This is a genomic window from Spirosoma luteolum (assembly GCF_054778875.1).
The window spans coordinates 680,967-694,374 of sequence record NZ_BAAGZE010000005.1 but is presented as its reverse complement, the minus strand read 5'-3'; the positions used below and the strand labels follow the sequence as shown (position 1 = coordinate 694,374).

The following is a 13,408-nucleotide window of genomic DNA, read 5'->3' as shown; positions in this document are numbered from 1 at the left end:
TTAAAGGCCAAGGTGTAGTCGCCCTGAGTGCGCTTACGTCGTTGATTGATTGGCTTATCCATAAAATAAGTTGGGGGTAGTGTCAACCTATTTCAGGACGGGTCAAGAAAAACAAAAAAGCCGCTCACTAAAGCGGCTTTTTTGGTGTGCATCTGAGGCTTGTTTAAAACCAGCCAGCACCCAGATTGCGAAACGGCCAGGGAATAAACGACAGAATCAGAACAAGGCCGAGGCCGAAGAAGATAGCAACCAGTTGTTGTTTCTGCGTAGGGTCAGTGGCACGTTTGGAACGCGAATAGCCAATGGTAACGAGAACAATGGCAATCAGCATACCCGTGATGTGCTCAGCCGAATAAAAGCGATAAAGTTTATCGCTCATCATGCTGAAATTGACTTTGGGACTAATGAAATACAGGACAAGTCCCAAAACTAACTGTAGGTGAACACTGATCAGGGTAAACAGGTAAAGCTTACGATTTCCGTCTGTAAAGCCCCCACGGCTCTGCCATTTGGTGAATGCCGTAAAGACCGATACAATGAGTAGCAATAGCGCAATCCAGCGAAGGCCGGAGTGGGCATGAACAAGTCCAGAATACATACGATGTAGTTTTTGTCGTAAAGAAACAACCAAAATAATCAACTTCAACGGCAGCTCCGTTGTTGCCCCTGTATGATTTTGTATAACACAACCTATACGCTTGATAAAGCGAAGCAGCACGAGTGGCTGTATTGGATGCAGCAGGAATATTTGCCGCTGGTTCGGGAAGGAGGGCTGGTTGTCGCCACGCGCTTGCTGAAATTGCTGACAGACGTGGGGCAGGAAGGCGCCGTTTTCTCCGTCCAGCTGGATTTTGAAACGCTAAAGGACTATGAGGTATTTTTGGAGAAATACGCATCGGATCTGCAACAGCGTATGCACTTTCGCTTTGGCGGACAATTGCCTGCCTTCTCAACGCTGCTAGAGCAAATATGAAATTTCTGGGATGCCGTCTAGTAAATTGGTTCAGATGATCTTGCGTAAATGGTGTTTAGCCAGGATTTTCGCGCTTGGTACTCTCCTGACCATTCATGACGATTGTACGTACCCTTGTAAAGCGAAAAGTCTATAGGTGGGTTATACAGGTGATTGTTTTTTTTGCTGCGCCTGAGTTGTATGCCCAGATTACCGTTTCTTTTCCCACACCTAGCTCGGTTTTTCAGCGCGACAACGCCAATCAAAGCCGGTTTCCGGTACATGGCCAGATCATCCCCACGGTTGATTATGTGGAAGCCCGGCTCGTGCCCATGACTATCGGGCAAGGGCAGGACCTCGACTGGAGCCGGCTCGCCACACCTGCCGCTGATGGGTATTTCACGGGTCTTATGACTGCTTCGGGCGGATGGTATCGGCTGGATGTTCGGGCCATACGTGGGGGGCAGGTGGTGGCCATCCAATCCGTTGAGCCAATGGGCATCGGCGAAGTATTTGCGGTGGCTGGTCAGTCGAATGGGCAGGGCATTGACAATCGGGATGCCGCTGACCCCGCCGACACGCGGGTGATCTGTATTCCGCACCTCAACAAAACCGATACGCTGCGAATGCCGCTACCAGGTCGGGCCAGAACTGTATCGGCGACGACGGTGATTGGGCCCCGGGGCCTGACGAGCTGGTGCTGGGGCCGGCTGGGCGACCGCCTGGCAGCCCGCCTGAACGTGCCCGTGCTCTTTATGAACTCAGCCTGGTCGGGTACGGCTGTCCGCAACTGGCGGGAGAGTATCACGGCCGATAGTACGGCAACCTCCTATAACGAGTATTTCAGACCGGGGATGCCCTATGGGAATCTGAAACGCATTTTGCAGGATTATGTACCGCTGCTGGGCATACGGGCCGTGCTGTGGCACCAGGGAGAAGCCGAGTTTTACGACACCGATCCGGCCGCCCCTAACTACTACAGTGACCTTGAAACAGTGATTCGGCAGTCGCGGCAGGATGCCGGTTTTTCAGTGCCGTGGGTAATAGCCCGGGCGTCGATGGATAACAATCTGTACGCAAACTACGGGCTGACGCATTATGACCCCGTGGTATCGGCCCAGAATCGAATCGTGCAGACCGTTGCCAACACCTACTACGGACCCGATACCGACATTATTCAAATGCCCCGCACCGATGGTGTACATTTCTCAGGTCCGGGGCTGATTCAGCTGGGCGATGCCTGGAACGATTACCTGAACGATGATTTCTTCCGCAACGCACTACCCCGCCTGCCCCAGAACGTTGATCTGACCGACCTCAGCCTGACGATGACGCTGGACCGGTCCGCCGTACAAGCCAATCAGCCGGCTGTAGTGACCCTGTTGGTGCGCAACGATGGTCCGAAGCCGGCAACTCAGGTACGGGTGCGGGCGGCACTGCCCGCGGGTTTAACGTTCCTGAGCGGTACAGACCTGACGCACCAGCGTGGCGTCGTGCTGACGACCCTGCCGATCATTGAGCCGGGGGCTACTGTGTTGCGTCAGTTCAGCGTCGTACCATCACAGCAGGGTGCTTATGAACTGGCAGGTGAAATTGTGAGTGCAGCGCAACTCGATCTCGATTCTCGCCCGAATACCAGTCCCGACGATGGGCAGGACGATGCTGCCCGTGTGGTGGTTCGGCTGGGCAGCGGACCGCAGTATACTGTTCCCGCGTCGATCAACGCGGAGCCTCTGCCGGCCGTAGCCAGCAATCAGCCTGCCCCCGACCCGGCCCGTGCCGATATAAGTCTTGATCTGAAACTGGATCGGTTAACGGCAGTCCTCAATCAGCCCATTACACTGAGTCTGGTGGTAACGAACCGGGGCGGACAACCATCGGGGTCAGTGCAGATCGGCTGCCTGCTTCCGGCCAGTTTGCAGTTCGTAGATGGACAGTCGATGAGTATGGCGGGCACTACCGCCCGCGGAGCGATAGCCAACATCCCGGCGGGGTCAAGTACGGTGTTGACCATGCGAGTGCAGGCTGTGCAGCGGGGAACGATTGTCTTACAGGCGCAGGTCGAATCGGCCAGTGTATCCGATCCAGACTCGATACCGAACAACGGCTTTGCCAATGGGGAAGATGATTGTGCGCAGGCGCTGATCCGGGCAGGTTTCTAATCCGACATTTCGCGGGCAGATGTATCTGCCGATTGACTTATTCGAAGGTGCTGTTGTAGCGTATAGGCCTACCGTTTCGGACTAAAATTGCACACTAAGTGCTTAAAAAGTGCAAGAAAAGACGGTCTGCATAGCGTTACCGGGCTATTGGTCACGGCAGATTGCAAAATTTCGTAAAATGACCAAACAAAATAGGGCTCTGGCAGCTTTTGTAGTATACAAATCAGGTGCACTTGTCGATCGACGATACAGCTGATTGATAATGAAGACGGCTGACCAAGAACTATGACTACACCTACGAACGACCTGGCTGTTTGGAAGCACAATCCTAAAAACGTAGCCTTCATCGGCGACTACCTGCCCCGTCAGTGCGGCATCGCAACGTTTACTTCTGACCTGTTTGCGTCGTATGATTCGTTTATCCGCGACTCAAACGCTATGATCGTATCGGTCAACGACACGCTCGAGGGATACGATTATCCGGCTGAGGTACGGTATGATTTTTACCAGCATGACCACGACGCGTACCGCAAGGCAGCTGAGTTTCTCAATTCAAAAGATGTAGACGTTGTTTGTCTGCAACACGAATACGGTATATACGGTGGGCCGGCTGGCAGCTACATCCTGACGTTGCTTCGGAACCTGACTATGCCTGTGGTTACTACGTTCCATACCATTCTGAAGACACCCAACGAAGAGCAGCTGCTGGTGCTGAAAAGCATTGCCGACCTGTCGTCGCGGGTGATTTGCATGTCGGAAAAAGGACGTGATTTTCTGATCAACATATACGAGGTGCCCGCCGAGAAAATCGATCTGGTACCCCACGGCATTCCCGATATGTCGTTTGTCGATCCGCATTTCTACAAGGATCGGTTTGGGATGGAGGGGAAGCAGACCCTACTCACCTTTGGCCTGCTCTCGCCCAATAAGGGTATTGAAACCATGATTCGGGCGCTGCCCAAGATTGTGGAACAGCATCCCAACGTGGTGTACATGGTGCTGGGTGCCACGCACCCTCATTTGCTGCGGCATGAGGGAGAAGCCTACCGCGACAGCCTGAAAAAACTGGCTGCCGATTGTGGTGTGCGCGACCATATCCGCTTCTACAACCAGTTTGTCGAACTGGAAGACCTGCTCGAATACCTGGGAGCGGCCGACATTTACGTAACACCTTACCTTAATCCGGCTCAGATCACGTCTGGCACGCTGTCGTATGCCTTTGGCTGCGGTAAAGCTGTTGTGTCAACGCCGTACTGGCACGCTGAAGAGCTGCTGGCCGACGGCCGGGGTGTACTGGTGCCCTTTGGCGATGAAAACGCCATGGCGGCCGAGATTATCAATTTGCTGACCGACGAATCGACCCGGCACGCCATGCGCAAAAAAGCGTATATGGTAGGCCGCGAAATGATTTGGGAGCGCACCATTCAGGAATACGCTTCTTCATTCGCTAAAGCCCGTCGAGAACGCATGAGCACCATCAACAGTCAGGCCCCCTATACCATGGGCGGCAACGGTACATCGGCATTCCGGCTGCCCACCATCCGGCTCGATCACCTGTTTCGGTTAACCGATTCGACGGGGATCGTGCAACACGCCCGCTACCACCTGCCGTTTTACGAAGAAGGCTATTGCACCGACGATAATGCCCGGGCGCTGATTCTGGCCATTATGCTGCAGGAAGCCGGGTTTGTAGACCGTAAGCTGGCGCAGGCAGCCGACAACTACTGTGCATTCCTGAACCATGCCTACTCCGACGATCACCGCCGATTCCGCAACTTTATGAGCTACGACCGGCGCTGGCTGGAAGACGTTGGCTCCGACGACAGCACCGGCCGCACCATCTGGGCACTTGGCGTGTGTATTGGCCGCTCTACCGATCTGAATTCGGTGACGTGGGCCATGAGTCTGCTCGAAAAAGTACTGCCCAGCATCGGCCAGATGTCGTCGCCCCGGGCGTGGGGATTTGCCCTGCACGGTATCTATGAATACCAGAAGAAATTTAACGACGACCGGCTGGCCAAAACCATTCAGCGGCAACTGCTCGACAAACTGATGTTCCGCTATTCGGAAACGGCAACCGACGAGTGGCCGTGGTTCGAGTCTAAACTGACGTACGACAACGCGATTCTGGCGCATGCCCTGATCCGGTCGAGCGATGAGCGGATGCAGGCAGTAGGACTGAAATCGCTTAAATGGCTTGTGGCGATGCAGACCGCCGAGCGCGGCCATTTCCAGCCAATCGGCTCCAACGGATTCTACGAGCGTGGCAAAACGCGGGCTTACTTCGATCAGCAGCCACTCGAAGCCCAGTCGACCGTGTCGGCCTGTCTGACCGCATTTCAGGTCACCGGCGACGAGGAGTGGAACCGGACGGCCATTCGGGTGTTCAAATGGTTTACTGGTCTCAACGACCTGGGCCTGCCCCTCTACGATCAGCAGACGGGCGGCTGTCGCGACGGCCTTCACATCGATCGGGTCAACAAGAACCAGGGTGCCGAATCGACCCTGTCGTATCTGCTGGCTTTAGCCGAATTGTTTATGGCTCAGAAACGCCGGCAGGAAACAAAGCCCGTTAGTCTGGACATGCCTTCGCTGATCAATGCCTAACCGCTGACCATCAGTCATACTATCAGGACGCCGAAAATAAGTCCTGTCGTTTTAATCGGACGACAGCTTGTTTTCGGCGTCTTCTTCGTTGTAGTTTGTATTACGAATCGACCTTCGAATTGCTAATGAGTGTAAAAGCAACCCGCACGGGGATTGTCCTGCGCCCCGATCCAACCCGCGTTTTATTCCGCCCGTTTGAGCTGGGCAGTTCAACGCGAACGCTTAAAATCATTGCCCGCGTAAACGCGATGAGCGATACCGAAGCCGAGCAGAAGCTCGATGAGGTTATTCGGGAGTTTGGCGGGCGGCATTATAAACTGGAGCGGTTTCTGCTCCAGCGCTTCGAACAAATCAAGCCCCAGCTGCTGACCGATGAACCCCTGTCGGCCGAGCGGCAGCTGCTGCTGGGCGCTTACTTCACCATGGAGTATTCGCTGGAGTCGGCGGCCCTGTTCAACCCGTCGATGATCTGGCACCCCGACCAGACCAATGTGCCACCGGGTTTTAAACGGTTTATTTTGAGCCTGCGCGCTACGGGGGAGGGCCACGTCTCGTCGATCTCGTTTCGGATGGGGTATATCGACGAAGCCGGCAAGATTGTGCTGCGCAAACCGTCGCGCTACGTCACGTCGCCCGAGATTGTCTCCAATCACCGATTCAACCGGACCCAGTTCGAGCGTAAGCTTTATGAACTGCGGCTCGAGAATAGTATTCAGGAGAAGATGATGGTTGGGCTGGGCGATGAGTTCAGCCTGAGCGAGCTGGAAGCGCAGATCAAACGGGTGTCGGCGCAGTACCGCTACAACGCCGAATACGAGACCATCGCGAGCGGGCTGCTGGCCCTGGCCAAGTCGAACTACGAAATTCACTTCGAAGACGACCAGAGCCTCGATGAGCGGTGTATTTTTCCGACTTCGCCCAACGAAACCAACGGAATCGAAGACGCCCGGTTCGTTCAGTTTACCGACGACAATGGCGAGATAACCTACTACGCTACCTATACCGCCTACAACGGTCGCGTAACGTTTCCGCAGCTGCTCGAAACGAAAGACTTTACCCATTTCAGCGTCAGCACCCTCAACGGGGCCGAGGTGTCGAACAAGGGGATGGCGCTGTTTCCGCGCAAGATCAATGGCAAGTACACCATGATTTCGCGGCAGGACGGCGAAAACATTTACCTGATGTATTCCGACGATCTGTACTTCTGGCAGACGAAGGAACTGATTCTGAAACCTACCTACCACTGGGAGTATGTACAGCTGGGCAACTGTGGATCGCCCATCGAAACCGAAGCCGGCTGGCTGGTGCTGAGCCACGGCGTAGGGCCGATGCGGAAATACGCCATTGGTGCTTTTCTGCTCGACCTGAACGATCCCAGCAAGGTGATTGGCCGCACCACCGAACCAATCCTGAGCCCCGACGAGAACGAACGTGAAGGCTACGTACCCAACGTGGTGTACAGCTGCGGTGGCCTCATCAACGGCGACGAACTGATTATTCCCTATGCTATGGCCGACTACGCCAGCAGCTTCGCCACGGTTAGCGTAACCGAACTGCTGGCCGAACTGACGAGCCAGAATAAGGCGGTGGTGGCTGAGAAAGCCAGCTAAGATCAATGCCTGCGAGCAACGAAGCAGCCCGACCGGATGATCCGGTCGGGCTGCTTCGTTTCGGGTGTTCTGCTACGTCGTGGGCCGGGTGCCAACCCGGCCCACGAGGCCTACTGGCGTTTCAGCGTTTCGGTAATGACCCGGTCGCCACCTGCCCCTGCGTATTTGTAGTTCAGGGTGAAGGTCTTTGTGGTCGGGTCATATTTGTTGACACCCGCCGACGACGTTGTAGCGCTGCTCGATCCCTTCGGAATCACGGTAACCGTGTTGTCGGCATTGACGCGAAGCCACATCAGGTAGCCCGTGCCAAGGTCGGCAAACTCGGTTTCGCTGGTAGTGGCATCGATGCTGGTCAGGTCTTTCTGCCGGCTGATGGCCCGCGACGAAGCCGGGTTGGGGTGGGTGAAGAAACCCGTTGACGTGTACGATGCTTCGTAGTTGTTACGCAGCACAACCCCAATCACCTTGGTAGCGTAGTTGCCGCTTACCGTAACGCCCGCCGAGGCACTGGTGATCTGGAATGGCAGCGCGTAATGATCGGTAAACTTCAGGCTCGACGTGTTGATCTGGTACTTTACCGAAGCCAGCCGCTGCCCGGCTTTCACCGTAACGGTAGGCGTGATGAGCTGAAACAGCGAGGCTGGCAGCACCGTGTACGTATCGCCATTGGCATTGTTGTAGGCCGCCAGCGCCGACTGGCTGAGGGCTACCGTTACCTGCACATCCTGCGTAGGCGGCTGGGGCGAGGCAATGTTGACGTCGAATGAATCGACAACGGCTGTCTGCTGCAGGTAGCTGCGGTTCTGAAGCACACCCGCGCTGGCGTAGGCCGTCGACGGAATTTCGGCAATGGCGCCGACATTTTTGAAATCGGTATAGTGCTCGTCGTCGTTCAGGCAACCGGTCAGACTAAGCGCGGTGCCCGCCAGGCAGAGCAGGGTCATAAAATGTCTCATGGTGCTGATGGGTTATTTTTCCCAGAAAATTTTCGACGTGAACTGACTGATCGTACCCTGTGCGGCCACGTTGGTGCTGTTGTAGCTATACTCACTCTGCGGATACAGCAGCCGAATCGGGATTTGCTTGATGGTGGTGCTGGGCTCGAGCGAGATAGGTACGGCGGGCAGGCCCAGCCGGCGGTAGTCGCTCCAGGCTTCGAACGGCGAGAAGCCGTTGAGCGATGCCCACTTCTGGGTGATGATGGCTTCGAGCTTGTTGGTCGACGCGGTCCAGCCTACGTTTTTGATGGCTTGTCCGTAATAGGCAGCCGCGTATTCCTCCGCCGTTCCGTCGCTGTCTGCTACACCGAGATTTTTGTAGGATTCGGTGATGGCTGTTTCGTAGAACGTCTGGGGTGAACCCGTGATCCAGCCCCGCTGGGCGGCTTCGGCCTGCAGGAAGAAAGCCTCGTGCGACGACAGTACAACGGCATCCTGGCCAGGGCTCTGGAGCAGACCGGGGCCAATGGCCGAGGTGCGGGTATTGGGCAGCACGTTTACGTTATCGCCGAAACTCGTACCGGTAAAGCCCCCGCCGACCGGTGCGTAGAAGAAACCGATCCGGTCGTCGTTGGTCGTCCGGTAGAAATCGACCGCGTATTTATTGGCGCGGTACTGGTTGTTCAGTTCCGTATTGGCTCCGTTGACGGCGTAGCCAAAAGTGCTGTAGAACGGGTTCTGCCGGTTGTCGGAGTTGATATAGCCGGGGTTGACCGATGCGTTTTCGCCCGCCCGCAGGAAACCGATGGTCGACGCCTTCAGCTTGGCCAGCTGCGTTTGAATGTAAGCCTGCCGGTCGGCTTTTTCCGACTGGCGGAGCAGCATCCGCAGCTTCAGCGTATTGGTGAAGCGGGCCCACTTGCCCATGTCGCCATGAAACATGATATCGTTGGTGCCCAGCGACAGCGACGACTCGCCATTGTTGACCCGGGCGTTACCGGCCTGAATCAGCGTCTGGGCACTGTCGAGTTTTACCATCAGGTCTTCGTAGATGGTCTGGCCACTTTCGTAGGTCGGCTGGGCGTTGGCCAGGCCCTGCAGCGATTGCGAGTACGGAATGTTGCCGTAGGTGTCGACCAGAATCTGGTAATGCAGCGACTTCATGATTTTGCCAACGGCCTCCAGATAGGGCTGGTTGTTCTGCTTACCCTGCTGCTCAACGTAGTTGTAGTCTTTGAGCCGGGTGTAGGCATCGTTCCAGATATCGTTGAAATAGCCGTTGGTAAACTGGTAGTTCTTATCCGACTGACCGATCGAGTAGTTACCGCTCCAATTCCAGTACCCCATCCAGAGGTTCAGAAACGGGAAGTTGGTGTTCAGGTACGTCCCCGTGGCGTTGAGGGCGGTGGGCAGCACCAGTTCGGCGGGCGAGCTGGTAGCCGCGTTGGGGTTATTGTTGATGTCGAAATACGCTTCCTTACAACTGGTGGCGACAACCAGCAGCAGGCTTAGCAGACCGGCAACACTGAGTTTTATGCGTTTCATGTGTGTCTGTTGAATTAAAAGCCCACGTTGACCCGGAACCCGTAGAAGCGGGTCGGCGGGGTTTGGTATTCGTTCGTTACGCCGGTAGCGTTACCCTGATCGACCGAGAATTCGGGGTCGGTGTAGTAGTTCGATTTCGGGCGGAACATGAGCAGGTTACGACCCGTCAGCGCCACGTTCACCGATTTGATGAAGCGCGTTTTCTGCAGCAGGCCAACCGGCACATCGTAGGTCAGGGCCACTTCGCGCAGTTTCCAGAAAGCCGCGCTGGTGATGTAGCTGGTACCGGCGTTGTGGAAGGCCGAGTTGGTCCAGAACGTCAGGTTGCCGTCGCGGGTGGTCAGGTTGGTGTTGGGCGCAAAGGTGCCGTCGGCATTCTGTACCACCGAGTTGGGGAATACGAAGTTCTGCCGGCCATTGTCGGCGGAGCGTTCGCCCACACCCGTAAATTCGATGGGATTACCCAGCGAGTTGTAGATCACGTTGCCACCCCGGTAATCCCACAGAAACGTCAGCCCGAAATCGGCGTAGCGGAACGTGTTCGAAATACCCAGCCGGTGTTTGGGCTGGGTCGAACCGGCGTAGACCAGGTTGGGGTTTAGCATGGTTTCGCCCGAACTGTTTACGACCGGCCGGCCCACATACTGACCCGTTTTGTCGTAGTAAGGACTGCTGGGATCGCTGCTGACGCGGTAGATGTCGCTCACGTACAGGGCCGGATAAGCCACGTTCAGGGCAGCATACACGTCGGAACCCGCTCCGCTCGCGAACGGAATGTTCAGCCGGTCGAGCTGGCTGGCCCCGCTACCGTAGAGCGATACAACTTTGTTTTCCAGGTACGTGTAGTTCAGGCTGGCTTCCCACAGGAACTGGCCCGTCCGGATAATCGGCCGGATTTTCAGGTCTACCTCAACGCCCTGGTTCTGCATTTCGCCGGTGTTGATTAGGGCCGACGTGTAGCCCGACGCCCGCGAAATCTGGATGGGAACAGTCTGGTTGATGGTATTCGATTTGAAGTATGCCATCTCCAGGTTGAAGCGGCCCAGCAGGCCCAGTTCGATGCCTACCTCGCGGTTGGTCGTAAACTCGGGTTTTAGGTTGGGGTCGTTCTGCTGGTTGCTGATCTGATAGCCCGACTGGCTGCCGTAGGGAAAGGCCGTGCCGTTGGTGTAGGCGTTGGTACCCGGTATAAACGTGTTCTGGAGCGAGTAGGGGCTAACGTTAATGTTCCCCACTTTCGAGATACCTCCGCGCAGTTTGGCGTAGCTCAGCCACGATACGTTTTTGAGCGACGGAATCGCGTCGGTCAGAATCAGCGAGGCATCGACACCGGGGTAAAAGAACGAGCGGTTGGCTTTGGCCAGCAGCGTGCTCCAGTCGTTCCGGCCCGTGGCGTGAATGAAAGCGAAGTTCTTGTAGCCAATCGTGAAGTCGGCGAACGCCCCGATCAGGCGGCTGCGCTGGTACGATTCGTTGGCTTCGGGCTGCCCGATCACGTTCGAGATGTTGTAGAGGCCCGGAATCCGCAGCGACGCGCCGTAATCGCGCTGGTAGCGGTAGTAATCCTGCTGCTGGTGATGGCCCAGAATCAGCGTGGTGGCAAAATCGCCAAATTTCGGATTCAGCGTGACGAGCAGGTCACCCGTGAAGCGGGTTGTCAGCTGATTGATGTCTTCGACGCGCGCGTTGACCAGTTTGTTCGACGAGGCAATGTTACCGGCACCCGCCGGGTCGCTGATGGCAAAATCAGAGAACGAAACGGCTGCCCGGTTGTATTTATACGAGCTGATGCGGGCTTGGCCACCCACCCGGTAGAGAGCGCTCAGCCAGGGCAGCACTTTATACGACGCTTCGGCGAAGCCCTGCATGGCATAGGTATTGGTCCGCTGCCGTGAATTGTCGCCCGACACCTGCCAGTAGGGGTTGGGGTAGTAAGCGTTGTAATAGCCATTCACGTCGGCATAGGGCGATGTGATATCCTTATACGATGTGAGTGGTACGTGGGCGGGCGTGTTGAGCACGTTCCAGTACACGGGGCGGTCCTGCGCGAAGTCGCCACCGGCCAGATTGGTATTAGAGTACGTGAAGTTGACGCCACCATTGACTGTGAACTTGTCGATCACGCGACCACCTTTCAGGCCAATGACTGTCCGGCTGTATTTGTCGTTTGGGATAACGCCTTTCTGATCGACGCGCTGCAGGTTGAGACCAAAGAAATTGCCTGCATCGCCTACGCGGAAGTTTACATCGTGCTGGGTCAGTACACCGGTGTTGAAGAACGCCCGGCGCTGGTCTTTCGACTGGGCCGAGTAAGGCACCTGCGCCGTCAGCGTATCGTAGCCACCGCCCTGCCGCGGTACCAGTACGGGGCCGCCCAGCGCTACCTGCGACCCATTGTAGAGGGGGCCGAAGCTCTGGTTTTCGAACGGTACGTATAAACGTTGTCCGTTCCGGTCGATGTAGGGCGCGCCCTCACCGCCGTTGGAGCCGAACTGAGTCTGCAGTTTCGGCATGTACGAGACGCTTTCAAACTGAGTAGAGTTGCTGTACGAGATCTGAGGTTTGTTGTTATTGCCACCCCGTTTGGTGGTAATAACCAGGGCCCCGTTCGACGCATCCGACCCGTAGAGGGCGGCTGCCGACGGGCCTTTCAGTACGGTTGTGGTTTCGACATCGTTGGGGTTGATGGCGCTCAGGAAGCTGATGTCCGTAATGACGCCGTCGACAACGAGCAGCGCCTGGTTGTTACCCAGAAACGAACGCGCCCCCCGCAGCTGCACCCGGACGTTGTTGCCAACGCCGTTGTTGGTGGTGTTGATCTGCAGCCCCGACACTTTACCAGTAAGCCCCGTGGCTACGTTGATCGGCGCGGCCTGCGTGATCTGCTGATTGTTGACCTTGGCGACAGAGCCCCCAATTTCACGTTCGTTGCGCTGGATACCGAACGCCGTCACAACAACTTCGTTGAGGGTCGATGCGTCGGCCTGCAGCACTACGTTGATATTGGTCCGGTTGCCAACCGCGATTTCCTGCGTTTTAAAACCCACAAACGAGTAGGTGAGGGTTGTTCCCGGCCCGGCTGCGATGCGGTAAGCACCATTGGCATCAGTGGTGGCACCCCGGCTGGTGCCTTTGACCACGATACTGACGCCAGGAAGCGTCGACCCATCGTCGGAGGAGGTAACCCGCCCCGTCACGGCAGCATCCTGCGCCAGCAACGGCAGGCAGAACAGCACCGACAGGAGCCAGCTTCCAATTAGAACTTTTTTCATAAAAGTTGATGGAAAAATTAGTTTGTACTGGTTAAGCACGACCCCGTTAGTTGTTGCCTGATAGGCTTGCTGAGCCCATAACGCGGGCATCTTAACGTATCGCTTACGGCAATTTAGGCGGCTTGTTCACAGTAAATTAACAAGCTACCAAGGTATTAAGGAGCCCTTAAAAGAAAATTGAGTAAATATGACTAATCAAATAAAGGGTATATACTTAAAATTAGGATTTCGGGGTAAGTAATTGCCAAATAATCTAAATTTTACCTTGTAATTATTCTATTTAATAACAGATTATTTATGTTGATTACTTATTTTTAATAAA

Annotated in this window: 8 protein-coding genes; 4 read left to right on the top strand and 4 right to left on the bottom strand. The window is 55.6% G+C overall.

The genetic code is table 11. The features are described from left to right. Positions 1–163 precede the first annotated feature (163 nt). Complete coding sequence (locus ACYVAC_RS10510; RefSeq protein WP_461097605.1) at positions 164–598, bottom strand: cytochrome B; 435 nt, start codon at positions 596–598, stop codon at positions 164–166. Between the two features lie 72 nt (positions 599–670). On the opposite strand from ACYVAC_RS10510, the gene ACYVAC_RS10505 reads away from it, so the two are divergent. From ACYVAC_RS10505 to ACYVAC_RS10490, 4 genes are all read left to right on the top strand, one after another. Further along, the gene (locus ACYVAC_RS10505; RefSeq protein ID WP_461097598.1) at positions 671–973 is read left to right on the top strand and encodes a DUF4286 family protein; all 303 of its coding nucleotides are present in this window, start codon (positions 671–673) and stop codon (positions 971–973) included. Positions 974–1,122: 149 nt separating this feature from the next. Continuing rightward, positions 1,123–3,114, top strand: coding sequence for a sialate O-acetylesterase (locus tag ACYVAC_RS10500; RefSeq protein ID WP_461097597.1), 1,992 nt, complete (start codon positions 1,123–1,125; stop codon positions 3,112–3,114). A 285-nt stretch (positions 3,115–3,399) separates the two neighbouring features. Further along, the gene (locus ACYVAC_RS10495) at positions 3,400–5,721 is read left to right on the top strand and encodes a glycosyltransferase family 4 protein (RefSeq protein WP_461097596.1); all 2,322 of its coding nucleotides are present in this window, start codon (positions 3,400–3,402) and stop codon (positions 5,719–5,721) included. A 125-nt stretch (positions 5,722–5,846) separates the two neighbouring features. Beyond that, the gene (locus ACYVAC_RS10490; RefSeq protein WP_461097595.1) at positions 5,847–7,331 is read left to right on the top strand and encodes a glycoside hydrolase family 130 protein; all 1,485 of its coding nucleotides are present in this window, start codon (positions 5,847–5,849) and stop codon (positions 7,329–7,331) included. A gap of 110 nt (positions 7,332–7,441) precedes the next feature. On the opposite strand, the gene ACYVAC_RS10485 is transcribed toward ACYVAC_RS10490, so the two are convergent. Genes ACYVAC_RS10485 through ACYVAC_RS10475 form a run of 3 tightly spaced genes read right to left on the bottom strand, consistent with a single transcriptional unit; the run spans position 7,442 to position 13,086 of the window. Next, positions 7,442–8,287, bottom strand: coding sequence for a BT_3987 domain-containing protein (locus ACYVAC_RS10485; RefSeq protein ID WP_461097594.1), 846 nt, complete (start codon positions 8,285–8,287; stop codon positions 7,442–7,444). 12 nt (positions 8,288–8,299) lie between these two features. Further along, complete coding sequence (locus ACYVAC_RS10480) at positions 8,300–9,814, bottom strand: SusD/RagB family nutrient-binding outer membrane lipoprotein (protein ID WP_461097593.1); 1,515 nt, start codon at positions 9,812–9,814, stop codon at positions 8,300–8,302. Between the two features lie 14 nt (positions 9,815–9,828). Further along, positions 9,829–13,086 carry a SusC/RagA family TonB-linked outer membrane protein gene (locus ACYVAC_RS10475; protein WP_461097592.1) on the bottom strand — a complete coding sequence of 1,086 codons (3,258 nt, stop codon included), beginning with the start codon at positions 13,084–13,086 and terminating at the stop codon, positions 9,829–9,831. Between the last annotated feature and the right edge of the window lie 322 nt (positions 13,087–13,408).